Source organism: Pandoraea sp. XJJ-1 (assembly GCF_026802345.1).
In the GTDB taxonomy this organism is placed as follows: Bacteria; Pseudomonadota; Gammaproteobacteria; order Burkholderiales; family Burkholderiaceae; genus Pandoraea; species Pandoraea cepalis.
In genome coordinates this window covers 2,727,813-2,751,067 of sequence record NZ_CP113827.1, presented here as the reverse complement: position 1 = coordinate 2,751,067, position 23,255 = coordinate 2,727,813, and the positions used below count along the sequence as shown (strand labels likewise).

The following is a 23,255-nucleotide window of genomic DNA, read 5'->3' as shown; positions in this document are numbered from 1 at the left end:
AGGGCAGGATCGCCGTGCACCGAGGACTCAAGCAGGCAAGGTGCGCGCCCGGCAAACTGCCTGACGCCGGGTGTAAAGTAGTGCACATGAATCTACTGTCCCCGCCGATTCAGCCGTTTCGCAACGCCCCTCACTACTGGCGCTCGTCGCTGGTCCCCGGTGGCGATATGGTCACCGCTGAGTACAACGACCACACCTTCGCACCGCATTGGCACGATGCATATACGTTCGCCTGCATCGTGGAAGGGGCCGAGCGCTATGCCTACCGGGGCGGCGAGCATGTGGCGGACGCCGGATCCGTGGCCGTCATTCACCCAGGCGAAGTGCATACCGGCGCGCGCGAAACCGATTTCGGGTGGCGCTATCGCGTGTTTTACCTGCCGGTCGGCTTCGTGCAAGGCGTACAGCGTCAGGTGACGCGTCCGTTGGCGGGGCTGACGATGCCGGGCGACGCGCATCCCTGGTTTGGCGAGCAGGTCATCCGCGACCCGCAGGCGATGCATCGACTGACGGCGGCGCATCGTCTACTTCAGGCTGGCGCCGACCCGTTGCTGGCGGAAAGTGTACTGATCGAGGCCGTGTCGTTCATGCTGGCGCGCCATGCGCGGGCGCGGGTGCCGGATACGCCGGCATATCGCGATGCGGTGCGGGTCGAGACCATGAAGGCGCGGCTCTCGGCCGATCTCACCGAGCCATTGTCGCTGACGGCTCTGGCCGAGGCGGTCGACCTGTCGCCGTTTCACGCCGCGCGACTGTTCTCGCGCGAGACGGGCCTGGCGCCGCATGCCTGGCGCAATCAGTTGCGTCTGGTGCGTGCCTTGCCCGCGTTGCGCGCCGGCGCGTCGGCGACCGACGTGGCCGTCGCGCAAGGCTTCAACGATCTGTCCCACTTCACTCGCTACTTCCGGCGTGCGTTCGGTGTGTCGCCTGGGAAGTGGAGCGCCAGGCGAGCGGAGGCCACGTTGACGAGCAGCCCGATCGCCATCGCGACACCGCCCACCATGAACAGCAGCGAATAGTTGCCCGACGTCGCGGCGAACACAAACGATAGTCCGTAGGCGGCACCTGCCTGCAACGTCGCGAAACTGGTCGTGGCGGTACTCCACGCGGCTTTTTGTCCGGCAGGATGATGGGCGAGTAGTTCGTTCACGCGTCCGAGCACCAGCGGCACGATGCCCGGGGTGAAGGCGCCCATGACCACGCTGGACACCATCAGAGCGGGCAGGCCGAGGCCGAGCACCGGCAGCAGCACCGCACAGAACTGCGCGACGTAAGCGACACGCAAGGCCCTTGCAAAGCCGATCCGGTCGGCGAGGTGCCCGGCGAAAAGCGGACCGACGATCGCCCCCAGTCCGTACAGCACCCAATAGTTCGCGCCGGCGTCGAGTCCCTTACCCAGCCCGCGGGCGACATAGTCGACGAGAAAAATCATGTGCGGCACCAGTGCGACGGCGTTTAGTGCGTACTCGATATAGAGCGAGCGCAGCGCCACCGGACTGACGTGTGGGCGCCTGATGGGAGCGGGGGTGCTGGCGGCCGTTGCCGTCGGCGTGCCGTCGGGCCAACCGCGCCACGCTACCGCCGTGAGCACGAGCGAAAGCACGCCGAGGCCGCTCCACGTCTGGGCAAGGCCGTCGCGCAACAGGAGCGGCACGAGCGTGCCCGACGCGGCGATGCCCAGCCCGAGGCCGGCGAAGATTGCGCCGCTCACGATGCCGCGCCGCGAGGGGGGCACGTGCGCCAGCACCGACGGTGCTGCCGTGACCATCAATACGCCGCCCGCAAACCCCGAGGCGAAGCGCCATCCGAAGAACCAGACGAACGAGATGGGCCAGGCGCAGGCGAAGAAAGCGAAGACGGCGACCAGCATCATCGTGCGCACGAGTCTCACGCTCGACACATGCCGGGCAAGCACGCGTGCCCCCAAGGCGCCGGCCAGGTAGCCGCCGAGATTGGCCGCGCCAAGATAGGCAGCAGTCGTGGGTGCGAACCAGTGCGCACCGATGATCGCGGGCAGAAGCGCCGTGTAGGCGAAGCGGGCAAAGCCGATGCCGACAAGACTGGCGCAGGCGGCCGACAGCGTGGCGCGCCAGGCGTTGAACGCGGCGGTTGTGGGGCGGCCAAGGGCGGCGTGGGACATGAGGATTCCGGAAGCACCGGCTTCGCCCCGGCGTGGGTCGGTGCGAGGTTTGACGGCAATGCCCTCAGTCTAGGAGGTGGCCGCGCGCAGGGGAACGGCTATGTCTCGGAAGTCATTCTTCCGCACGGCGTAACAATGTCGCGGCGGCAGGACGCCGCTTCATCGGCACTGCCCATCCCTTATGCCTGGCTCGCCAGCTTGTGTACGCGTGCGAAATGTTTGCGCAGACGCGGTACCGCGAAGTCGACGAAGGCGCGCACCTTGGGCACGGCCAACCGTCCTTGCGGTGTGATGACGTGAACCGGCATGGGCGGGTGTTCGTAGTCCTGCAAGACGATGCGCAGCGTGCCGTGCGCCATTTCGTCGACGATGTGATACGTCAACATTCGCGCCACGCCGCGTCCTGCGACGACCGAGGCAATCGCGGCCCGGATCGAATTGACGACCAGCCGCGGGGTGAACTGTACGATCTGCGGTACTGAACCGCGTCCTGTGGCGGGGAAGCGCCACGAGTCGATGCCGAAGTACGTCATGGACACGATTTGCTGCTTCGACAGATCCGCGGGGGACCCGATAGGATCGTGGGTCGCCAGATAAGCGGGCGAGGCGGCAATGATTCTTCGAACCTCGCCCACGTGCGTGGCCACGAGCGAGGAGTCGGGCAGGTGGGCGACGCGCATTGCGACATCGATGCCCTCGTCGATCAGGCTCACGGGCAGGTCGCTCAACTGCAGGCGGACGACGACTTCCGGATAGCGTTCGATGAAGGCGTCCACGATCTCGCGCATGAACGTTTCGCCGGCGGCGAGCGGCGCGGAGACGGTGAGCAGGCCGCGTGGGGCCGAGCGTTCCCCGGCGGCGATCACATCGGCTTCGTCCAGATCGAGCAGGATGCGCCGACATGCAGCGGCATAGCGCTCGCCTGCAACGCTCAGCTTGACCGAGCGCGTCGTGCGATGGAGCAGCGCCGTGCCGGTATGCGCCTCGAGGTAGCCGATGGCGCGACTTACCGCCGCGGCAGAGCGCCCCAGGCGCCGGGCTGCACCGGCGAGGCTTCCTTCGTCGACGATCGCGACGAAGACTTTCATGGCATCGATTCGGTCCATGAGGGATGAAAGAGAGGGAGAGGGTGCAGAGTCGATTCCGGATCGGCCGAAGGACAAGATTACCCTTAAACCCGGCGTTGCGGCGACAATGGCGAGCGGACGTCCCGCCGGAGCCAGTCCCTATGCTGACGGTTCACCATTTGAACAACTCGCGCTCGCAGCGCGTGCTGTGGATGCTCGAAGAGCTGGGCATTCCCTACGACCTGCGTCGATATACGCGCGACCCGAAGACGATGCTCGCTCCACCGGCACTGCGCGAGGTGCATCCGCTCGGCAAGTCGCCGGTCGTGACCGACGGTGAACTGACGCTCGCCGAGTCGGGCGCCATCATCGAATATCTCGCCGATCGCGACGAACTCGGGCGACTCGCCCCGCCGCGAGGCACACCGGAGCGGCTGCGTTGGACCTACTGGTTGCACTACGCCGAGGGGTCGGCCATGCCGCCTTTGCTGCTCAAGCTCGTCGCCCTGCGCATCGCGAGCGCGCCCATGCCGTTCTTCGCTCGCCCCATTGCCCGCAAGATCAGCGACACGCTGCAGTCGAGCTTCGTCGATCCGCAACTGCGCCTGCACTTCGACTACGTGAACGACGCGCTCACGAAGACCGGTTGGTTCGTCGGCGATCGCTTCAGCGCAGCGGACATCCAAATGAGTTTCCCGCTCGAAGCCGCGAGCGCGCGCGGCAACGCGCAGGGGCGCTGGCCTGCGATCGCCGATTTTCTGCAACGCATTCATGCGCGTGATGCGTATCAACGCGCCCTGGCCCGTGGCGGCCCTTATCAGTTGCCAGGCTGACAGGCGTCGTTTGCGCCGTTTTGGTGCGGATATCCCCCGATGGCTGCCCGTCTGAACGGCACAGACGGAAGATTCGGCGAATTCGTCGCGCATAGGCTCAAGTTTCGTCAATTGCACTCGTTATATCTCCACAGAGGTACAGAGAGAGGCACTGGCCTGCCTGGCTTGCCGGCGGCAGGCCGAAGTCACGACTACACCGCAGGACGAATCGCTTAACGCGCGCAAGGCAATGTTCAAGAACCTCAGTATCAGCAAGCGGCTCGCCGCCGCCTTTTCCGTCAATGTATTCATGCTGTTGGTCGTGGCGGTGGTGGCCGTGACGAAAATGGCGACGATGGATACGAATACCCAGCTCATCGTCTCCGACCTGAACAACAAGATTCTTGAATTTCATGGCCTGAAGGATCGCGCGGCGCACGTTGCCGTACTCCTGCGCGATATCGTGATGTCCGAAGACAACACGCAACTCGATGCCCGTCTGGCCAAGATCGACGAGATGCGCCAGATCAACAACAAGAGCATCGCGGGCATGGCGACGATCTTTTATACCGACAAGGGCAAGGCGCTCTACCGCACGCTGGCCGACACGAACGCGGACTATGGAAAGCAGCTCGACGCGGTCGTGGCGCTGGTTCGCAGCGGCAACTTTGCGCAAGCCAAGACCGAACTGATGGGGCCGCTGCAGAAGGCGCAGGTGGCGTATTTCGCCCCCCTCGACGGTCTGATGGAGGTCGGTAAGGTGGTCAGCGCGAAGGAAGCCGCCGATGCGACCGCCGCGTATGGATCCGCACGCCTGTGGCTGCTCGCCACAATGCTGGCGTCGGTCGTGCTCTCCGTGGTGTCGGCGGTGGCGATTACGCGCTCGGTCACGCGCCCGGTGCGTGCGGCGGTGGCGGGGGCCTCGGCGCTCGCGCGTGGCGACCTGACGCATCGTGTCAATGCCGAGCGTGCCGACGAAATCGGCCAGATGGCGAGTGCGCTCGACACAGCCGTCGAACAACTGGGCCATCTCGTGCGCAATATTCAGGGTGCGTCGGGGGCGATCGACAACGCGGCACGCGAAATTGCGCAGGGCAACACCGACCTTTCGCAACGCACCGAAGAGCAAGCGGCCTCGCTAGAAGAGACGGCAGCGTCGATGGAAGAGTTGACATCGACCGTGCGTCAGAACGTCGAACATGCGATGGAGGCGCGGCGCCTGTCGCACGAAGCGACCGGGGTGGCGGACGCCGGGGCGCAGAGCGTGCGTGCCGTCGTCGAGACGATGCAGGCAATGGCCAGCGCGTCGGCGCGCATGAGCGACATGATCAAGGCCATCGAAGGCATTGCTTTCCAGACCAATATTCTCGCGCTCAATGCGGCCGTGGAAGCGGCACGCGCCGGCGAACAGGGACGCGGCTTTGCCGTGGTGGCCGGCGAGGTGCGCACGCTCGCCCAGCGCTCCGCAGGCACGGCCAAGGACATTCGCGAATTGATCGCGGCATCGGTGCAGCAGGTCGAAGACGGCACGTCGCGCGTGGAAGTCGCGGGTCGTACCATGGACCAGATCGTCGTGTCGGTGCGACGCGTGAGCGAGCTGATCGCCGAGATCGCCGCCGCGAGCGACGACCAGGCGCGCGGCATCGAGCAGGTGGGGCAGGCTGTCACGCAGATGGATCAGGTCACGCAGCAGAACGCCGCCCTCGTGGAACAGGCGGCGGCTGCGGCGGACCACCTGCGTCAGCAGGCCGCCGACCTGGTCAACGAGACCGCGAAGTTCCGCGTGGAAAGCGACGGCAGCGCGCGCCTGGGCATTACGCCGCGTGTGCCGGCATTGGCGTTGACCGGCGCTTTGTCGTCCCGCGGCGAGCGCGGCACGACGGCGCAAGGACGACAGCGCGCGGCGGCCTGACGTCCACTGTTCCACACCCCTCGTCTTCTATCTCGCCTCAGGCGGCATTGACCGCCTTCGCGCCCAACGCGGCGTCGATGGCGGCAACGGCCGCGACCAACTGCTGTGTCAGGGCAGGTGACGCGCTCGTCATCGGCGCGCGCAGTACATCGGCCATTAGACCCTCATGTGCAAGCCAGGCCTTCACGGGGCCGGGATTCGCCTCGGCAAACATGAGCTGCATCATCGGCATGAGCGCATGGAACAGCACGCGCGCGACATCGAGCTGCTGCGCTTGCACCGCGCGATACAAGGCCACGAAATGCGCCGGCCGGCAGTGCGACGTCGCAATGATCGCGCCATGGCCGCCCATCGCGAGCGTGGACAGCAATTGAGCGTCCTCACCTGCCAGCACCGATAGGCGCGCGTCGGCGATGAGTGCCTGCGTGGTGTGCGCGTTGCCCGCGCAATCCTTGATGCCGCGAATGTTGTCGTGACCCGCAAGCGTGAGCAGTGTCTCCAGCGTCAGGGGGGTACCCGTGCGATACGGAATGTCGTACAGCACCACCGGCGCACGCGAACGATCCGCCAGCGTCCGAAACCAGTGGACGAGCCCGGCCTGTGCGGGCCGGATGTAATACGGCGCCGGCGTTAGCACGCCCGCCAGGGGCAGGGCGTTAAAGGCGTCCAGGCGCGCCAGCGCGTGACCCAGGTGATTGCCGGCGAGCCCGGCGATCACCGGCAGGTCGCCGACCTCGGTCAGCACGGTGTCGAGCACGGCAAGCTGTTCGGCGTCGTCAAGGGCTGCCGCTTCACCCGTCGTACCACACACGACAAGGCCGGCGATGCCCGAGCGACGATAGTGCGCGACCAGTCGACGTAATGCCGCGTGATCGACCGGTGTGTCGGCGCCATCTCTGGCGAAAGGCGTGACGAGCGGCACCCAAATACCGCGAAAGAGTGGGGCGCGAGAGGAAGCGAGCGATTGGGGTTGGGACTGTGCGGCTTGCATAAGTGTCTCCCTGGACGTTACGTGCGAAACGAACGTACGTTGACCGGTAAGAAAACCGTTCAGCAGGACGACGGGCAATGGCAGGCGCGTGGGAAACTTCGAGGCAGGCGCGCCGGGTGAGGCAGGGCGGCGCGAGGTGAGGACTGCCGGGTCCACGTGGCTGTTCCGTCGCTCAACTGACGGAACAGCACGCCCCGGTCAGTTGAGCGACTGTTTTTTGCTTTTGACGAACGCACCCCGCTGTCCCATCGGGACAACGCGCAACCGCGGCGAGCAGGGGATTCGGAAATTCGTCATGGGCAGACTCTATCCGCTGTACGCAAGTGGCGTCAAGTGCATCGATCCGCGATGGCGCCGCAATGCGCGAGGGTCATGTCGATGTCGATCACGCCGGCATCTGCGCGGCGCGATTTAAAACGCCTTTTAATTCTTCGTTTAATCCATTCAATCGAAAATCGACGTTCGGTTAACGCCGGATTGCGGTGACCGCCCCGTGGTGCGACCGCCACGGGCGCACGTTCCCGGTTGCCAATTTGAATCCGTCAAGTGACAATCGCACTCACACCCCGGAAACGCAAAACAATAATGGGCACACTGGGGCGGGGAAAACTGAAAAGTATTGAGACAAGATGGCAGCCAAAGTCGTGAAGTATTCGCGTGACGGGGTGACGTATTACGAAATTCGAGGCCCCTTGCCCGACGGTACCCGATATGAGGACCGGGTGGGATTCAGCGAGCGCGAGTTGGCATTCCGGCGTCTCGTTGCGGCGAGAATCAAGCTGCTGCGAAGTGAATACGAGACCGCGTGCCGGAACGTGCGGGCGCAATGCGCGGCAAATATCGCAGCGCCGGGGTGGCTGAAGCAACTGATTTTTTGAGGAGCGCGGGATCGTAGTGCGGCGGGGAAGCGATCGCAAGTTTTGCGTCGTCAAGGTGACGAAATATTCACATATTGAGATTGCCTTATACTGCGCGGAGCCTTCGTGTCCGTTCGAGATACATGGAATTTGTAACAAAAGACGTCTTGGCAAGCTGTATGGCGTTGCTGCTCGACGCTGTGTTTCTTGTCGACAAGGCTGGCGCTCTCGTCTATGTGAGTCCGGCCTGCGAGCGCATTCTCGGGTACACCCCGGAAGAATTGCTGGGGCGCTCGATGATCGATTTCGTCGTGAAGGAAGATCGCGAGCGCACGATTGAAGAATCGAAGTTCGTGATGGCGGGACTTCCCCGGATCGGGTTCGAAAATCGGTATGTACACAAGGACGGTCATTACGTCCACATCATGTGGTCCGCCCGCTGGTCCGAAGACCACGAACTGCGCATTGGCGTGGCGCGCGACGTGTCGGCCAAGAAGCAGGCCGAAGCGCTGCAGCGCGCCACGTACTCGATATCCGAAGCAGCCCACGACGCCGCCGATATTCGCTCCCTGTGCAAGGCCGTCCACGACACGCTGGCCACACTGTTTCCGATCGAAGCCATTGTCGTGGCGACCTGTGACGCGGCACTGATGACGTGGGAGAAGGCGTATCAGTATCGCGACAGCGCCGACATCCCCTTGCTCGACTGGCCGCAGGCGCGGGGCCTCTCGGCGCAGGCTGCGCAAGCGCAACAATCGCTGTGGCACCTGATCGAAGCGGCCCCTATCGACGGCGCGGGGCAATCGATCCCCCACCTATGTACCGAACCGTTCGCGCCAGACGCGCTCGCCAGGCCCGGCGCACAGGCGTTGGTGATTTTGCCGATGCACACGGCGCGCCGTGCCGTGGGCACACTCATGCTCTACGGCCCGGCCAGCGCGCTGCGGGCGGAGGCTGCCCAGCGGCTGCTGGCGTTCGTCTGCGACCAGACCGCGTTGGCCATCGAGCGAAAGCAACTGATCGACGACCTCTACAAAGCGGCGCGATTCGATGAGCTGACCGGACTGCCGAACCGCCGCACGTTTGGCGAATTCGCGAGCGAGGCCGTGCGCCGCGCACAGCGCACCAACGGGAAGCTGGCGCTCCTGTTCGCCGATATCGACGGGTTCAAGGGGGTCAACGACAGCCTGGGGCACGCGGTCGGCGACTTGTTGCTCAAGGAGATTGGTCAGCGTATGAAGGCCGGGGTTACGGGAAGCGGCTTCGTGGCGCGTCACTCGGGAGACGAGTTCGTCGCCATTGTCCAGGATGCGGAGGTCGTCGAGCGAATCGACGTCGCAGTCACGCGTCTGCGCGCCGAGATCGAGCAGGTCATCTCCGTCAATGATGCCAGCTTGAGCGTGCGCGTAAGCGTTGGGGTGGCGGTGTTCCCCGACGACGGCGAATCGATGAGCGAACTCATCCGCGTGGCCGATCAGCGTATGTATGCCAACAAGTCCGCGCGCAAATCCGGTGGGGCCAGTTTCTTGCAGCAGTTGATCTGACGCCTGACTGACCCGCACGCCGGGGCATTCATCCCAGCGTCTGCGTTGGCCAGATCATTTCGATTTCGATGGCAATCGAGCGGGCGAGGCCGTCGAGATCCGGAAACAGCGATGCGTTCGTGACGTTCATCCGATAAAGCCATTTCATTGCGTCCGCGCGTAGCGCCAACGGCAGCACGATCTTGCGCAGCAGCGGTTCGTCGCTCTCATAGCCGTCGAGAATGCGGTGCATCGGCCGGTCGATCACGCCGGGTACCACGAATGTGCCGGATTGTGCGATCAGTCGACCGTCCATTTCTTCCGGCTCGCCGAACCAGACCACCTCGTTGTCATTGCCGAGGAAGTACTTCTCCATGTTCCCCTTGACGCGCGGATCGATCGTATCGCGGGTGAGCCACGGTGCATGACGCGGGCGAGCACGGTCGTCGTACAGTGCGGGGGTGTTGAGCGCGAAAATGGCCGAATCGCTCGTGGCGCGCTCCAGTGCAAAGAACGCGGCGACAAAGGGCGATTTCGTGAAGTCGAGCAAACGGGTCGGGGCACCATGGTGCTGCATCAGCCCAAGGCAGCGAAGATCGTCGTGCAGCAAGTCGGGCCAGGGCACATGGTTGTGCGCCTTGCGCCGGAAGATGCGGATGGCGCGTGCCTCACGGCTGCGCCACTGTTCCTTGTCCGCCACATAGGCGTGCAGGTACCGCGAGAGCGAGCTTTGCAGATGCCAGCGTGCGTCCTGCTGCCCGCGAAAGGCCCAGCCTTCGAAGCGGGAGGACAGTTCCATGAAATCCTTCCAGCTTTCGACGACGGTGGTGTCCATAGTGAGCGAAATCCTTGAGTTGGCGTGCGGCGCCGACGTGCCGCTGATCGAGCGCGTCACGACAGCGCGAGCGATGCATGGCGTCGGCCACTATAGTACGGCGTCTGTGACACCTCAAGCGCGCGACATGCGAATGCGTCTTTCACCCGTTGGGGGACCGCTCACGCGGCGCGGGCAGGCGACAGATCGCGCGTGAGCGCCGAGAGTGCGGCGTCGGGCGTGATGTCCGACGTATCGAGCGTAACGTCGGCTAGCCGGTAGAGCGACTCGCGCGCATCGAGCATGCGATGGATGTGATCGAGCGCCTCGTTGCGAAGCGCCTCGGTGGCAATGCGCGCGTCGTTTTGCTGCATCACGCGCTGGAAGTGAATTTCTGGGCGGGCGCGCAGCCACACCGTGCGAAATGCGCGGAGCACGCGCTCGTAGGTGGGCGCTTCCGAGACAATCCCGCCGCCGGTGGCGAGCACGACATGGTCGTGCTCCGCAATGATCCGCTCGATGCACTGCCGTTCGATGCGCCGCATCGCGGCCTGTCCGTAAAGCGTGATGACTTCACCGATGGCGATGCCCGCCTCGCGCTCGACCTCCTTGTCCAGCTCGACGAAGGGCGCGCCGATGGCCTGTGCCAACGCCGGACCAAGCGTTGACTTGCCCGCGCCGCGCAAGCCGATGAGGGCAATGCGCTGCCCCGTGCGGCGCGCGTCTGCCGCGCCCGGCACGACAATCTGCCGACGCAGGCGTGCGAGCGTTTCCAGCGGTTGCTGACGGAGATACTCGACGAGGATGAGCAGATCGCCATCGTAAGCGGTGCGCTCGGCCACGAGCGCCTCCACGCGCACGTTCAGCGCATCGGCAAGCTTGTGCAGGACGGCCAGCGAGACGTTGCCGGTGCCGGCTTCCACGCGAGCGAGATAGGGGAGGGACACCCCCGATTGCATGGCGAGCTGCTTGCGCGTCATGCCCCGCTGCGCGCGCAACGTGCGTACCTGCCGAGCCAACGACGCCAAAGGCGACGATGCCCCTGCCTCGGCGTCATCGGCCGGATCTAGGGTGGGGTGGTCGGCGGGCGGTTTCGGCATCGGGCAGACAGGGAATGCAAGGCTTGCGCATAAATATACTATGAGATACCCGCCGTGTGTCCTACGTTATCCGGACTCGTCGCCAGAATGTCCGCATGACGTGCATTAAATTGCCTGAAAACGTATTTATCCCTGTTAACCCTGAACTGCATTGCACCATCCGCGCAAAGCGGAAAATATCTTATAAGATACTTTTCATCTTTTGGAGCGACTGCAGACAATGACTTATCCCCACTTGCGCGTGCGCGTCGACGACGGCATCGCTTTCGTGACACTGGATCGCGCAGACAAGCGCAATGCGCTCAACGATGCTGCCATCGACTCGCTCGACGCCGCATTTCGCGATTTCAACGACAGCGTACGCGCCGTTGTGCTGAACGGCGCGGGAGAGCACTTCTGCGCCGGGCTGGATCTGTCGGAGAACAGTGCGCGGGACCCCATCGACGTGCTGCGGGTTTCGCAACGCTGGCACAAGGTGTTCCACGAGATCCAATTCAGCGGTCGCCCCGTGGTGGCGGTGCTTCACGGCGCCGTGATCGGCGGGGGGTTGGAACTTGCGCTTGCCGCGCATGTGCGCGTCATCGAGCGAAGCGCATTCTTTCAGTTGCCCGAAGGCAAGCGCGGCCTCTTCGTGGGCGGCGGCGCGTCGGTACGTGTGGCGCGCATTCTCGGGCCGGACCGCATGACGGAAATGATGCTCACGGGCCGCCGTTACGATGCCGTCGACGGTGAACGCCTGGGCCTGGGCCATTATTTGACGGAAGCGGGCGAGGGACTGGCGCTCGCGACGCAACTGGCCCACGAGACGGCGGCCAATAGCCCACTGTCGAACTGGGCGACGATTCACGCGCTCTCGCGCATTCACGATATGTCCATGGCCGACGGGTTGTTTACCGAGTCGGTCACGAGCGCGTTGATGCTCGCGACGCCGGACGCACGCGAACGCATGGAACGCTTTTTGGGCCGGGTGGCACGTTAGTCGTTCCACCCCCCTCCCTATGGAGACGAATGTGAAATACGACAACATCGAACAGATCGCCGTCATCGGCACGGGTGTCATCGGTGCCAGTTGGGCGGCTTACTTCCTGGCGCGCGGTCTGCGCGTGAGTGCCTGGGATCCGGCGCCGGGCGCCCGCGAGCGCTTGCGTGAGGCAATCGATGCGCATTGGCCCACGCTGATCCGGATCGGCCTCACGGCGGGTGCCTCGCGCGACGCGCTGACGTTCCACGACACGCTCGACGCCGCGCTCGCCGGCGCCGACTTCGTGCAGGAGAGCGGTCCCGAGCGCGAGGACCTCAAGCAAGATCTTTTTCGCAAGATGGACGCTGCCTTGCCATCGTCCGTCGTCATCGCATCGAGTTCTTCTGGACTACTGATGAGCCGTGTGCAGTCGGTCTGCACGCATCCTGAGCGCGTGGTGCTGGGGCATCCGTTCAATCCGCCGCATCTGATTCCGCTGGTCGAAGTCATTGGCGGCGAGCGGACGTCGCAGGCCGCCATCGAGACCGCCATGCAGTTCTACCGCGCCATCGGCAAACGCGCGATCCATGTGAAGAAGGAGGTCAAGGGGCACATCGCGAATCGGCTGCAGGCGGCGCTTTGGCGGGAGGCGATTCATCTGGTCGACACCGGCGTGGCTTCGGTGGCCGACATCGATGACGCGATCGCCTACGGTCCGGGCTTGCGCTGGGCGGCCTTCGGTCCGTTCGTTAACCTGCAGTTGTCGGGCGGTGCGGGCGGTATCGCCCACATGCTGGAGCATCTCGGCCCGCCGATCGAATCGTGGTGGGCGGATCTCGGTGAGCCAGTGTTGACGGACGACCTCAAGGCGCGCATCGCCGCTGGCGTCGACGCCGAACTGGCCGGCCGCGGCAATGCGCAACTCGAAGCACAGCGCGATGCGGTCATTCTCGGCATTCTCGCGGGCAAGGCTTAGTCGACGCGGGCGCGGGCATCCTCGGACACACCGCCCGCGCCCCAAATTCAACGATCTATCCATTCGACGCCCCGCATTCCGGGACGCAAGGACATTGGCATGAGCAAACCGAAAGTCATCGTGACCATCGCGCCGACGGGCGGCATGGCGTACAAATCGCAGAACCCCCACCTGCCCACGCAGCCCGACGAGATCGCGCGCGACGTCTACGACTGCTACAACGCGGGCGCGAGCGTCGTGGCGATCCATGCGCGCCGTCCCGGCGATGATGGCGCCACGTGCAACCCGGCCATCTACCGCGACATCAACCGCCGCATTCGCGACAAATGCGACATCGTGATCAACAACTCGACGGGCGGCGGTGTGCACGGCGACATGATCGGCCAGGCCGACAATGGCTACTGGGAAATTCTCTGGGAAGAGCGGTTGAAGGGCATGGATGCCGGTGCCGAGATGTGCACGCTCGACGCCACCACGATCATCGCGAGCTTCGGTGGCCGGGAACTGCTCATGCATACGTCGCCGGAGCGCTCGAAACATCTCGCCATCGAGATGAAGAAGCGCGGCATCAAGCCCGAATGGGAGGTTTTCAGCCCGACGCACATCGTGCAGGACCTCGCTACCCTCACTGCTGCGGGCTTCGACGACGAACCGTTCTTTGTCAATCTGGTGCTCGGTGTGCACCGGGGATTTCAGAATGCCATGCCATACACGCCGCGCGTGTTGCAGTCGATGGTTGATCTGCTGCCCAAGGGAAGCATTTTCTGCGTGAGCGGCATTGGTCCCGCGCAACTGCCGTCGGCCATGAACTCGCTGCTGCTGGGCGGGCACGTCCGCGTCGGTCTGGAAGACAACCTGTATTACGAACAGGGGGTGCCGGCAACGAACCAGCAACTGACCGAGCGCGTGGTGCGGCTCGTGCGCGAGATGGGTTACGAGCCGGCGACACCGGCCGAAGCCCGCGACATCATGGGCCTACCTCGCAATCGCGAAGTGCTGCCGGAGTTCGCGGTGCGTTGATTCCGGCGCCGGCGCGGCATGGGGCATGGCCCCAAATACAAAAAGACAAGGAGACATGTCACATGGCGGCAAAGAGGTTCACTCACCGTTTTGCATTCTCGCGCGCCGCGCTTGGCGCAATGGCCTTCTGTGCGGCGGCGCTGTGCGTCGCGCCGCCCGCAGGCGCACAACCGCCCGGCGTCACTATCGGTGTGACGCTTTCGTCCACGGGGCCTGGCGCATCGCTTGGCATTCCGGAGAAGCAGGCCATCGGCATGCTCCCGCCCACGCTCGGAGGCGTGCCCGCGCGTTATATCGTGCTCGACGACGCGACCGACCCGACCACGGCAACCAAGAACGCGCGCCGCATGGCGACGGAGGACAAGGTCGACGCCATCATCGGCTCATCGACGACGCCGGCATGTCTGGCGGTGGCGGCGGTCGCGGCCGATACGCGCACACCGCAGTTGGGGCTCTGCCCGTTCGTGCCGAGTGCGACGCAGATGCGCTACGTCTTCTCGCTGCCGCAGTCGGTCGCCGTCATGGCGGATGCGGTGCTCGACGACATGAAAGCGCATCACGTGAAGACGCTCGGCTTCATCGGCTTTTCCGATTCTTACGGAGAGGCGTGGCTCAAGGACATTCAGGCACGCGCGGTTGCACGGCAGATTCAGGTCGCGCCGGTCGAGCGCTACGCTCGCAACGACCAGTCGGTGACCGCACAGGCCCTCAAGGTGATGTCGGCCAACGTCGACGCCGTGCTCGTCGCGGCCAGCGGCACGCCGGGGGCCTTGCCGATGAACACGTTGCGCGAGCGCGGCTACAAGGGGCGTATCTACCAGACGCACGGCGTCGCCAACAACGACTTTCTGCGTGTCGGGGGCAAGTCTGCCGAGGGCGTGATTCTGCCGGTAGGCAACATTCTCGTGGCCGAGCAACTGCGCGCGGACCACCCCGGGCGTGCCGTGGCCGTGGACTTCGTCAAGCGTTACGAGGCGCAATACGGGGCGGGTTCGCGCAATCTGTTTGCCGGCTATGCCTACGATGCTTATCTGGTGCTCGACCGAGCGGTGGCCGTGGCGGCCAAGCAGGCGCAACCGGGCACGCAGGCGTTTCGCGACGCCTTGGTCGCGGCCATTGAGCAGACCCGTGGTTTGGCGGCAACCCACGGGATGATCAACGTCAATGCACAGGACCATTCGGCGTATGGCGAAGATGGTCGCGTGCTCGTTACGGTGAAAGGCGGCAAGTGGACGATCAATTGAGCGCCGCCGCGGCCGGTGCGCGCCGATTGGCCCGGCCCGATATCGAGCGTGAGACGCATGCCGACGGCAGCTTCGTGATTCGTTCACGGACGCCGCTGGGCGAATTCGCGCGCAGCCCGGCCGACTGGCTCGTGCAATGGGCCGCACGCACCCCCGATGCGGTGTTCCTCGCGCAGCGGCATGCGCCCGAGGCGGGCGATCGCTGGCGTCAGGTGACGTATCGCGACGCACTGACCATGGCGCGCGGCGTCGGGCAGGCGTTGCTCGACCTCGACGTGCCGCGAGATCGACCGGTTGTGATCCTGTCCGACAATAGCGTCAACCACGCACTGCTGGTACTCGGCGCGATGATGGTGGGGCGTCAGACGGCCATCGTGTCGTCAGCCTATTCGCGCGTGGCGAAGGACATGGGCAAGCTGCATGGCATCCTGGCGCGTCTCGACCCGGCGCTCGTCTACGTGGAAGATGGCGACGCCTATGCGCGCGCGCTGGCGGGGGCGCCTATCCGATGCCCGATCGTCGCGACCGACTGCCAGCGGGCAGACTGGCTGTCGTTCGAGACGCTCGCCGCCACGGCGGCATCGCCCGCTGTGGCGGCGGCGTTTGCCAAGGTGCTTCCGGAAGACACCGCCAAATTGCTGCTGACCTCCGGCTCCACGGGAAAGCCGAAGATCGTCGTCAACACGCATCGGATGCTCGCCGCGAATCAGCAGATGATCGCGCAATGCTGGCATTTCATCGACGAGGCGGCACCGGTGGTGGTCGATTGGCTGCCTTGGAGTCATACGTTCGGGGCGAATCACAACTTCCATATGGTGCTGCGCAATGGTGGTGCGTTCTATGTCGATGACGGCCGCCCCGTGCCGGAGTTGATCGGGCGCTCCGTCGAGAATCTTCGCGATGTGTCGCCCACGCTGCACTTCAATGTGCCCAAGGGATTCGAGGCGCTCGCGCCGTTTCTGGAAGCGGACGACGCGTTCGCCGCGCGCTTCTTCGGTCGTCTTCAAGCGCTGTTTTACGCGGCGGCGAGCCTGCCTCCGGCGGTATGGCAGCGGTTCGAACGACTGGCGTCGAAGCATTGCGACACATTGCCATTCTTCACGTCGGCGTGGGGGGCGACGGAGACGTCGCCATTGATCACCAGTGTGCATTTTCCGATTACGGGCGCAGGCAATATTGGCGTACCGGTGCCGGGCAATGAACTCAAGTTCGTGCCCAGTGGAGACAAGCTGGAGATGCGCGTGCGCGGGCCGTCGGTGTTCGAACGCTATGCGGGCGATCCGGAGGCAACGGCCGCCGCGTTCGATGAGGAGGGGTTCTACCGGACCGGAGACGCGGGCCGCCTGTGCGATCCGGACGATCCCGGGGCGGGCGTGATATTCGACGGTCGCGTCTCGGAAGATTTCAAGCTGACGAGCGGGACATGGGTGTCGGTCGGTGCGTTGCGTTTGCGTGCCGTGAGTGCGCTGGCACCGTACGCGTCGGATGTGGTGATCGCGGGGCACGACCGTGATGAGATCGGATTGCTGATCTTCCCGAGCCCCGCAATGCGCGCCAAGCTGTCATCGGACGACGCGCTGCACGAGGGCAAGGCAATGGCGCTGCACGACGATGTCCGGGCGTGGGTGGCAGGTGCGCTCGCACAACTGGCACAGGACGCGGGCAGTTCGCAGCGTGCCGCCCGCGCCGTGATCCTGGCGGCGCCGCCGTCGCTCGAGCAAGGCGAGATCACCGACAAGGGCTACGTCAATCAGCGCGCCGTGCTGACCTTGCGCGCCGACGACGTGGCTCGCCTTTACTCGGCCTGCCCGTCGGTCATTCGGTTGCCGGTGGCGTGAGCGAGCGGCGCTCGCGCGCGCCGGTGACCGAACAGGATCATTGGGCGCACAGTCGCTTAGGTGGCGCGTATCAGGCGAGCGCTTCGCCGCGACGTTCCGGCAGGAAGAAATAGACGATGACGGCCGCGAGCAAGAAAAACCCGGCGGTTGCGCCAAGCGCGGCGCTTACGTTCTCGCCGCGCGAGAGCAGACCGACAGCGGCCGGGGCGAGGGCGCTGGTCGCGCGCCCGGTGTTGTAGATGAAGCCTTGTGCGGTTGCTCGGATCTGCGTCGGGAACATCTCGGCGAACGTTGGTGCAAACCCGCTGTAGAAGCCCGTGCCGAAGAACGCCACGACAGGACCGAACGCAAGCAACAGCATGGGTTCACGGATCGCCACGTAAAGCGGTACCGCGACCGCCGACACGACAAAAAAGAGCAGGAACGACCTACGGCAACCAATGCGGTCGGCGATATAGCCGAAGCACACGAAGCCGGCGGCTGCGCCGAGTTGCATGATGACGATCCATGTCGTTGAGCGCAGCAGATCGAAGCCCGGCCCGCCTTGAGCGATCGGCGTAGCGAGGTAGGCTGGAATCCATGTGAACAACCCCCAATAGCCGCACATCGCAGCAGCCGTGAAGGCGAGCCCGACAATCGTGCTGCGCGCATAGGGACCGAACAACATAGCCAGCGTCTGACCCAGCGTGAGGCGCACGCGCTGCTCGCGCCATATCGCCGGTTCTTCGACGTGGCGGCGGACCCAGAATGCCAGCACCGTCGGCAGAAGGCCGAAGGCGAATACCCAGCGCCAGCCGAAGTGCGGCAGGATGACAGCCGCGACGATGGCCGCGACCGCATAGCCGAGCGCAAAGGCACTTTGCACCCACGCCATCACCTTTGAGCGATGCTCGGCGGGCCATGTCTCGGTAATGAGGGCAGCGCCTGCCGACCACTCGCCGCCGATGCCCAAGCCAAGCAGGAAACGGAACACTAGAAGTTGCGTGACCGAATCGGCGAAACCGCACAGCGCAGTGCCGATCGAGTAGCAGAGGATCGAAAGAATCATCGACCGGGTGCGGCCGATACGATCGGCGAGGAAGCCGAAGAACAGGCCACCGAAGGCGGTCGCCAGTAGCGTGAGCGAGGCAATCATACCCGCCACGCCCTTGTCGAAATGCAAATCCGCGCTGATGTAGCGAATCACCATCGCGAATAGCATCAAATCCATGATGTCGAGCATCCAGCCGATGTAAGCGGAACCAAATGCCCGCCATTGCGCAGGGCTTGCGCCGCGATACCACGGCCGCCGTGCCGTGCCCACCGCTTTCAGCGCGGTCGTGCCTGTGTCCATTTTTGTCTCCTTCATGGCGTTGATTTTCGTATTACGCCACATGTATCGATAGTCGATACGTGCGGGAATGATTTCGTTCAAATAATAACAGGGCAATTCGAAAGAATGTCTCGTGGTAAACGATAAATAGATCTTGTCGTATCGTTGATCGATACTTTGAGTCAGCGTTGTCTCGACGGTCGGGGCATCGATAGGTCACAGGAGATCGAGAAGTGAAACCGTTTCAATTGCGTTTGTACGAAGATGTCATCGCGCCGAACCATGCGCCTGTCTATCTGCCAGCCGCGCGTCGGGCAATCTATGTTGTGCATGGCGACGTGGCCATTGAGTTCGAGACGGGCGCGCAGCATCATCCGGCGCAGAGCGCTTGGCTAGGCGAGGACGACGTAGCGCTGATCGCGGGCTGCGAAGGGGCGACCTTGTGGCGTTGGGAGCTGATGACGGGCGATGCACCGCGACCAGGCGAAATAGTTTCGGCGCCTGGGGCTTCGTCGACGCTCAAGCTTGCGGCACCCATCGATCTGGACCCGTGCCAACGCTGGCTCATGCGTTGCGACAAGGTACAATTTCCCCCCGGCGGCGTGGCGCATACGCACGTGCATCAGGGACCCGGGGTGCGCTGTACGTTGGAGGGCGAGATCACGATCGAGACGCTCGGCGCGTCGCACACCCACGGGCCGGGCCAGGCCTGGCTCGAACTCGGGCATGCTCCGGTACTCGCGCCGACGACCGACGCCTGCGATACGACATTCATCCGCTGCTTCATCCTGCCGCGGGCCTGTCGCAATCGCAGCTCGATTCGTTACGTGCATCCCGAGGATGCAAACAAGAACAAGCCGCAGCGCTATCACGTGTTTGGCGAGCGTTTCATCTCGCTCGACGCGCAATAGTCAACGCACAGCGACAGTGACAAAGGACTTTCAGTGAAACGATCAAAGGACACCGCCAACGACGACATCCGCACAGTCGGTGCGTCAAACGTGGGCGAGCGAGGTGAGCGCGGTGAGCCGGGCGGAGACCAACTCAACACGTCGTCGACGTCGATCATTTCGCTGCGCATTCTTGAGTTGTTGGCCGAGCGCAATGCCGAGTGCGGCGTGACCCATCTGGCGGAGGCGCTCAGCGTGCCGAAGGCGCGTGTGCACCGGCATCTGACGGCGCTGCGTCAGGAGGGCTACGTTGTACAGAACCCGCGCACGAGCCGATATCGCATCGGCTGGCGGCTGTTCCTTCTGGGGCAAAAGCTGGTCAAGCAGTTTGACGTTGTGGGTCTTGCGCGTCCGGTTATGGAGGAGTTGCGCGATGCAGTGGGTCAGACCATCGTCATCAGCTCGTTTACCGAAACCGAGGTGGTCGTGCTCGATGTCATGCGAGGACGCAGCCCGCTGGAAATCCTGCTCCACCCCGGCACGCAATTCAAGCTGCACAGCGTGGCGCAGGGCAAGATCGCGCTCGCTTTCGGTTTGCCGGAGCGCCGCGATGCCGTGCTCGCCGGCCCGCTTGAAGCGTGCACGCCGCATACCATCACCGATCCCATGCGACTCTCGCATGAACTGGCTTTGGTGCGCGAGCGAGGCTGGGCCGATGCACCGGAGGAAGTGTTCCTCGGTGTGAACGCGCTAGCCGCGCCCATCGTGCAGGATGACGGCTCGCTTTTTGGCACGCTCGCCATCGTCGGCTCGATCCACTACTTGCCGGCGCGTCCCAATTCTCAAACGGTGGTGGCACTCACCGATGCCGCGCGACGCATCTCACGCCTGCTCGGCGGCGCTCGCGCAGCGTAGTGACGACGGGCGATGTCGCCCACGTTAGCCACCACGGGAATCGGCGCGTCATCGCGTCCAGGCCGTGTTGCGCATGACGCGCGTGGCCCGACTCGGCTTCACCAGCTTTTCCATCGAACTGGTTCGCACGAACCACATCACGATCTGCTGCAAAGTGACCTTCGACGCGCTCGTGGCGGGATTGGCTGCTTATATGGCCGAATAAGGTGGCTGTCGACAGGCATACCGGGTATCGACGGAGATCTTTGTTGATATACAATATATCAACAATATCAACGATCACGAGACAATCTCCTCGCTATGTTCGCCCCTTCGTTGTTCGGACGGATGTCACCGGATGTCCTGACGTCCGCCTCTCCCGACGTTTGCGTATCGGCGCCTGCGCCAACGTCACCCTGCGCGGCCTCGCCGTCCCGATGGCTTCCCGGCCGTCACTCGCTTGGGTTGAGTGAACAGCGCGACACTGTGCTTTACGTGCCGCCCGATCTCCCCACGGACACCGCCGTTCCTCTGTTTGTCATGTTTCACGGCGCGGGTGGCTTTCCGGAAAAAGTGTTGCCGTTCATCGAGCCGCATGCGCAGCGTCACAAGTTTCTCGTACTCGCACCGCATTCGACCTTTCCGACGTGGGACATCGTGATCGGCGGCAACGGCCCCGATCTGGAGCGTCTTCAATCGGCGCTGCGCGAGGTCGCCAGCCGGTATCGCATCGACACAGGGCGTGTGGCGTTTGCGGGCTTTTCCGACGGGGCGAGTTACGCCTTGTCCATCGGGGTGACGAACGGCGACATTGCGACCCATGTGATCGCGTTCTCGGGCGGCTTCATGTCCATCTTCGTTCAGGAAGGGCAGCCCCGCGTCTTCATCGCGCACGGACGCGCCGACGAACAACTGCCCATCGAGACAAGCGGCCGTCAAAACGCCAGCAAGCTCGCGGCGGCGGGCTACGACGTGCAATTCGTCGAGTTCGACGGAAGGCACATCATCGAGCCGGACGTCGTGGCGCGTGCCGTCGACTTCTTTCTCGCCTGACACGCGCCTTGCCACGGGGCAACGTACGCACGGGCCATACGCCTTACGGGGAGTGCCGTTCATGGATTTCGAAATTCCCGAGTCACTGATTCATCCGCTGCTGCAACTGATCGGCACCGATTCAACGCTGGGCAAACAGTTGACGGCTTACGGCGTGTGTCGCGGCAACCTGCGAGTGTCGAGCCACTGGTTCGACGCCAAGTCGCTCAATACGCTCTACGTGCTGTGCAAGACGCAGAACGAACGGGCGCTGATGTTCCAGATGCTCGCGCTCGACAACGTCTTCAACGCCCCGCAGGCGCGGGTGATCCCAAGTCTGGACAAGCTGGTGCCGGGCCTCGTCGCCTATCTGGCGCGCGACGTCATCGATGGCTGGCTGTACCAACGTCACCGTGACGGTGCGTTGCTGCCGTGGCTCGTGCGCCGCTTGCGCTATGTGGAGCCGGAGCAAGGATCGCCTTATGTCGTCATGGACATGCTGGCGAACACAATGCAGTCGGCCAATTCCAATCTGACGGAGCATCGCCTGCGCCGCTCGGGCATGACCACGTCGCTCGTGTTCACGCGCGACGACATCGCCAATCGCACCATTCCCGAGCTGCTCGCCGAGTTCGGTTTCTACAAGGAGTGCGCCGAATTCAAGCGCGAATACGAACAGCATGCGCAGCGGTTTCTGCGCGTGCAGCGTGCCTTCGGCGCGCAGTTCGTACTGCGCCGCGCGGCGTTCTCCGTCGATGCAAAAGGCGCGACCGAGTTGATTCGCGTGGTGGACGGCGCGGCAGCGAAGTGCGTGAACGACGAAGAGCGCCTGGAGCGCAATTTCGAGATGGCGTGCGATGCGGACTTCTGGCGCAACGCCGAGGTCGCGCAGGGGTTCGAGACCATTCCGCTGCATTGCTATGTGCACGTGTTCCACCTGGACTGGCACCGCAACCTCTGGGTGCACGTGCAGAACATGACCGAGTATGCGTATCAGCCGGGGCTGCGGGACAAGCTCGTGCTGCCGGCGCATCATCACGACCTGATCGACATCCTGACATCGAACATGGATGTGATGACGCCGGACTTCGTGCCGGGCAAATCGGGCGGTGCGACCATCCTTTGCCAGGGGGCCCCGGGACTCGGCAAGACGCTCACGGCGGAGATCTATTCCGAAGTCGTCGGCAAGCCGCTCTACCGAGTGCATTCGGGGCAATTGGGGACGACGGCGGCGTCGGTCGGGGCCACGCTCATGAGCATTCTGCGTCGGGCCATGCGCTGGAATGCCATTCTGCTGCTCGATGAGGCGGACGTGTACATCCGCCGGCGCGACAACGATCTGGAGCACAACGCCATCGTCGCGGAATTTCTGCGTTCGCTGGAATACTTCCATGGCCTGTTGTTCATGACGACCAACCGGAGCGGCGACGTCGACGACGCCATTTTGTCGCGCTGTATCGCCACGATCCATTACGAGACGCCATCGCCGTCGCATGCGCGCCGGCTCTGGCGGATGCAGGCCGATCAGGTCGGTGCGCCGCTCGACGACACCCTGATCGAGTCGCTCGCGAGCCGTTACCCGAACGCGAGCGGACGCGACATCAAGGAACTGATGAAGCTGGCGAGCCGCTATTGCAAGGTCAAGGGCACGCCATTCACGGAAGATGTATTCCGGCTGTGCGGGCTGTTCCGGGGGTATGAAGGCTGAGGTGTCGGGCGTGCGTCAGCCCCGCAGCATGGCGATATGCGGGAAAACTAGAGGCGCGCCCAGGCGCCGGTCTGGCTATATTGGGGGCGGGCCGGCACCGACGTCACGGTGTGCTGTCGATGGGGCGAGCGCCCCGTTCGCGAGCGCGTAAGGGCGTAACGTTG

20 protein-coding genes and 1 pseudogene are annotated in these 23,255 nt (G+C 64.0%); 15 read left to right on the top strand and 6 right to left on the bottom strand.

Annotated elements, in window-relative coordinates:
* Nucleotides 1–86 precede the first annotated feature (86 nt).
* A pseudogene (locus OYT13_RS12535) lies at nucleotides 87–938 on the top strand (AraC family transcriptional regulator); the annotation flags it as partial.
* Here OYT13_RS12535 and OYT13_RS12530 read toward each other — a convergent pair.
* On the bottom strand, nucleotides 899–2,140 hold the full coding sequence (locus tag OYT13_RS12530; protein WP_268566324.1) for a YbfB/YjiJ family MFS transporter: 1,242 nt from the start codon (nucleotides 2,138–2,140) through the stop codon (nucleotides 899–901). The pseudogene OYT13_RS12535 and the gene OYT13_RS12530 sit on opposite strands and share 40 nt — an antisense overlap.
* Before the next feature lie 179 nt (nucleotides 2,141–2,319).
* Entirely contained in the window at nucleotides 2,320–3,246 is a 927-nt protein-coding gene (locus OYT13_RS12525) for a LysR family transcriptional regulator (RefSeq protein WP_268566323.1), read from the bottom strand.
* A gap of 122 nt (nucleotides 3,247–3,368) precedes the next feature.
* On the opposite strand from OYT13_RS12525, the gene OYT13_RS12520 reads away from it, so the two are divergent.
* Both OYT13_RS12520 and OYT13_RS12515 read left to right on the top strand, forming a co-directional pair.
* Nucleotides 3,369–4,040: a glutathione S-transferase gene (locus OYT13_RS12520; protein WP_017232195.1), complete on the top strand. Its 672-nt coding sequence runs from the start codon at nucleotides 3,369–3,371 to the stop codon at nucleotides 4,038–4,040.
* 229 nt (nucleotides 4,041–4,269) lie between these two features.
* Nucleotides 4,270–5,931 (top strand): methyl-accepting chemotaxis protein, encoded by a 1,662-nt coding sequence (locus OYT13_RS12515; RefSeq protein ID WP_268566322.1) that lies wholly within the window; start codon nucleotides 4,270–4,272, stop codon nucleotides 5,929–5,931.
* A gap of 37 nt (nucleotides 5,932–5,968) precedes the next feature.
* On the opposite strand, the gene dapA is transcribed toward OYT13_RS12515, so the two are convergent.
* Nucleotides 5,969–6,922, bottom strand: coding sequence for a 4-hydroxy-tetrahydrodipicolinate synthase (gene dapA, locus OYT13_RS12510; RefSeq protein WP_261938526.1), 954 nt, complete (start codon nucleotides 6,920–6,922; stop codon nucleotides 5,969–5,971).
* A 629-nt stretch (nucleotides 6,923–7,551) separates the two neighbouring features.
* On the opposite strand from dapA, the gene OYT13_RS12505 reads away from it, so the two are divergent.
* Nucleotides 7,552–7,800, top strand: a complete 249-nt coding sequence (locus OYT13_RS12505; RefSeq protein WP_017232192.1) for a hypothetical protein — start codon at nucleotides 7,552–7,554, stop codon at nucleotides 7,798–7,800.
* A 122-nt stretch (nucleotides 7,801–7,922) separates the two neighbouring features.
* Complete coding sequence (locus OYT13_RS12500) at nucleotides 7,923–9,323, top strand: sensor domain-containing protein (protein ID WP_261938527.1); 1,401 nt, start codon at nucleotides 7,923–7,925, stop codon at nucleotides 9,321–9,323.
* 28 nt (nucleotides 9,324–9,351) lie between these two features.
* On the opposite strand, the gene OYT13_RS12495 is transcribed toward OYT13_RS12500, so the two are convergent.
* Nucleotides 9,352–10,137, bottom strand: a complete 786-nt coding sequence (locus tag OYT13_RS12495; protein WP_017232190.1) for an FRG domain-containing protein — start codon at nucleotides 10,135–10,137, stop codon at nucleotides 9,352–9,354.
* 161 nt (nucleotides 10,138–10,298) lie between these two features.
* Nucleotides 10,299–11,216: a helix-turn-helix transcriptional regulator gene (locus OYT13_RS12490; RefSeq protein ID WP_286798622.1), complete on the bottom strand. Its 918-nt coding sequence runs from the start codon at nucleotides 11,214–11,216 to the stop codon at nucleotides 10,299–10,301.
* 220 nt (nucleotides 11,217–11,436) lie between these two features.
* Between OYT13_RS12490 and OYT13_RS12485 the strand changes: the two genes are divergently transcribed.
* The 5 genes from OYT13_RS12485 to OYT13_RS12465 all read left to right on the top strand — a co-directional run bounded on the left by OYT13_RS12485 (nucleotide 11,437) and on the right by OYT13_RS12465 (nucleotide 17,255).
* The gene (locus OYT13_RS12485) at nucleotides 11,437–12,195 is read left to right on the top strand and encodes a crotonase/enoyl-CoA hydratase family protein (protein WP_261938528.1); all 759 of its coding nucleotides are present in this window, start codon (nucleotides 11,437–11,439) and stop codon (nucleotides 12,193–12,195) included.
* 19 nt (nucleotides 12,196–12,214) lie between these two features.
* Entirely contained in the window at nucleotides 12,215–13,153 is a 939-nt protein-coding gene (locus tag OYT13_RS12480; RefSeq protein ID WP_039829858.1) for a 3-hydroxyacyl-CoA dehydrogenase NAD-binding domain-containing protein, read from the top strand.
* A 99-nt stretch (nucleotides 13,154–13,252) separates the two neighbouring features.
* Nucleotides 13,253–14,173 carry a 3-keto-5-aminohexanoate cleavage protein gene (locus OYT13_RS12475; protein ID WP_261938529.1) on the top strand — a complete coding sequence of 307 codons (921 nt, stop codon included), beginning with the start codon at nucleotides 13,253–13,255 and terminating at the stop codon, nucleotides 14,171–14,173.
* 62 nt (nucleotides 14,174–14,235) lie between these two features.
* Nucleotides 14,236–15,417 (top strand): ABC transporter substrate-binding protein, encoded by a 1,182-nt coding sequence (locus tag OYT13_RS12470; RefSeq protein ID WP_261938530.1) that lies wholly within the window; start codon nucleotides 14,236–14,238, stop codon nucleotides 15,415–15,417.
* Complete coding sequence (locus tag OYT13_RS12465) at nucleotides 15,402–17,255, top strand: feruloyl-CoA synthase (protein ID WP_268566321.1); 1,854 nt, start codon at nucleotides 15,402–15,404, stop codon at nucleotides 17,253–17,255. The genes OYT13_RS12470 and OYT13_RS12465 overlap by 16 nt, the downstream gene beginning before the upstream one ends.
* Before the next feature lie 70 nt (nucleotides 17,256–17,325).
* On the opposite strand, the gene OYT13_RS12460 is transcribed toward OYT13_RS12465, so the two are convergent.
* Nucleotides 17,326–18,588 (bottom strand): MFS transporter, encoded by a 1,263-nt coding sequence (locus OYT13_RS12460; RefSeq protein WP_268566320.1) that lies wholly within the window; start codon nucleotides 18,586–18,588, stop codon nucleotides 17,326–17,328.
* Nucleotides 18,589–18,800: 212 nt separating this feature from the next.
* Between OYT13_RS12460 and OYT13_RS12455 the strand changes: the two genes are divergently transcribed.
* From OYT13_RS12455 to OYT13_RS12435, 5 genes are all read left to right on the top strand, one after another.
* Nucleotides 18,801–19,478 carry a hypothetical protein gene (locus tag OYT13_RS12455; protein WP_268566319.1) on the top strand — a complete coding sequence of 226 codons (678 nt, stop codon included), beginning with the start codon at nucleotides 18,801–18,803 and terminating at the stop codon, nucleotides 19,476–19,478.
* Nucleotides 19,479–19,511: 33 nt separating this feature from the next.
* Nucleotides 19,512–20,372 (top strand): IclR family transcriptional regulator, encoded by an 861-nt coding sequence (locus tag OYT13_RS12450; protein WP_268566318.1) that lies wholly within the window; start codon nucleotides 19,512–19,514, stop codon nucleotides 20,370–20,372.
* Nucleotides 20,373–20,445: 73 nt separating this feature from the next.
* Nucleotides 20,446–20,577 (top strand): hypothetical protein, encoded by a 132-nt coding sequence (locus OYT13_RS12445; RefSeq protein ID WP_268566317.1) that lies wholly within the window; start codon nucleotides 20,446–20,448, stop codon nucleotides 20,575–20,577.
* A gap of 95 nt (nucleotides 20,578–20,672) precedes the next feature.
* The gene (locus OYT13_RS12440) at nucleotides 20,673–21,404 is read left to right on the top strand and encodes an alpha/beta hydrolase (RefSeq protein WP_268566316.1); all 732 of its coding nucleotides are present in this window, start codon (nucleotides 20,673–20,675) and stop codon (nucleotides 21,402–21,404) included.
* A gap of 61 nt (nucleotides 21,405–21,465) precedes the next feature.
* The gene (locus OYT13_RS12435; RefSeq protein ID WP_268566315.1) at nucleotides 21,466–23,091 is read left to right on the top strand and encodes an AAA family ATPase; all 1,626 of its coding nucleotides are present in this window, start codon (nucleotides 21,466–21,468) and stop codon (nucleotides 23,089–23,091) included.
* Nucleotides 23,092–23,255 lie beyond the last annotated feature (164 nt).

What these genes read in the sequence shown, in the direction of transcription:
- OYT13_RS12515 (WP_268566322.1), top strand. Translation starts at nt 4,270, where the DNA reads ATGTTCAAGAACCTCAGTATCAGCAAGCGGCTCGCCGCCGCCTTTTCC.
- OYT13_RS12475 (WP_261938529.1), top strand. Translation starts at nt 13,253, where the DNA reads ATGAGCAAACCGAAAGTCATCGTGACCATCGCGCCGACGGGCGGCATG.
- OYT13_RS12520 (WP_017232195.1), top strand. Translation starts at nt 3,369, where the DNA reads ATGCTGACGGTTCACCATTTGAACAACTCGCGCTCGCAGCGCGTGCTG.
- dapA (WP_261938526.1), bottom strand. Translation starts at nt 6,922, where the DNA reads ATGCAAGCCGCACAGTCCCAACCCCAATCGCTCGCTTCCTCTCGCGCC.
- OYT13_RS12500 (WP_261938527.1), top strand. Translation starts at nt 7,923, where the DNA reads ATGGAATTTGTAACAAAAGACGTCTTGGCAAGCTGTATGGCGTTGCTG.
- OYT13_RS12435 (WP_268566315.1), top strand. Translation starts at nt 21,466, where the DNA reads ATGGATTTCGAAATTCCCGAGTCACTGATTCATCCGCTGCTGCAACTG.
- OYT13_RS12445 (WP_268566317.1), top strand. Translation starts at nt 20,446, where the DNA reads ATGACGCGCGTGGCCCGACTCGGCTTCACCAGCTTTTCCATCGAACTG.
- OYT13_RS12505 (WP_017232192.1), top strand. Translation starts at nt 7,552, where the DNA reads ATGGCAGCCAAAGTCGTGAAGTATTCGCGTGACGGGGTGACGTATTAC.
- OYT13_RS12495 (WP_017232190.1), bottom strand. Translation starts at nt 10,137, where the DNA reads ATGGACACCACCGTCGTCGAAAGCTGGAAGGATTTCATGGAACTGTCC.
- OYT13_RS12485 (WP_261938528.1), top strand. Translation starts at nt 11,437, where the DNA reads ATGACTTATCCCCACTTGCGCGTGCGCGTCGACGACGGCATCGCTTTC.
- OYT13_RS12530 (WP_268566324.1), bottom strand. Translation starts at nt 2,140, where the DNA reads ATGTCCCACGCCGCCCTTGGCCGCCCCACAACCGCCGCGTTCAACGCC.
- OYT13_RS12440 (WP_268566316.1), top strand. Translation starts at nt 20,673, where the DNA reads ATGTTCGCCCCTTCGTTGTTCGGACGGATGTCACCGGATGTCCTGACG.
- OYT13_RS12525 (WP_268566323.1), bottom strand. Translation starts at nt 3,246, where the DNA reads ATGGACCGAATCGATGCCATGAAAGTCTTCGTCGCGATCGTCGACGAA.
- OYT13_RS12460 (WP_268566320.1), bottom strand. Translation starts at nt 18,588, where the DNA reads ATGGACACAGGCACGACCGCGCTGAAAGCGGTGGGCACGGCACGGCGG.
- OYT13_RS12490 (WP_286798622.1), bottom strand. Translation starts at nt 11,216, where the DNA reads ATGCCGAAACCGCCCGCCGACCACCCCACCCTAGATCCGGCCGATGAC.
- OYT13_RS12470 (WP_261938530.1), top strand. Translation starts at nt 14,236, where the DNA reads ATGGCGGCAAAGAGGTTCACTCACCGTTTTGCATTCTCGCGCGCCGCG.
- OYT13_RS12480 (WP_039829858.1), top strand. Translation starts at nt 12,215, where the DNA reads ATGGAGACGAATGTGAAATACGACAACATCGAACAGATCGCCGTCATC.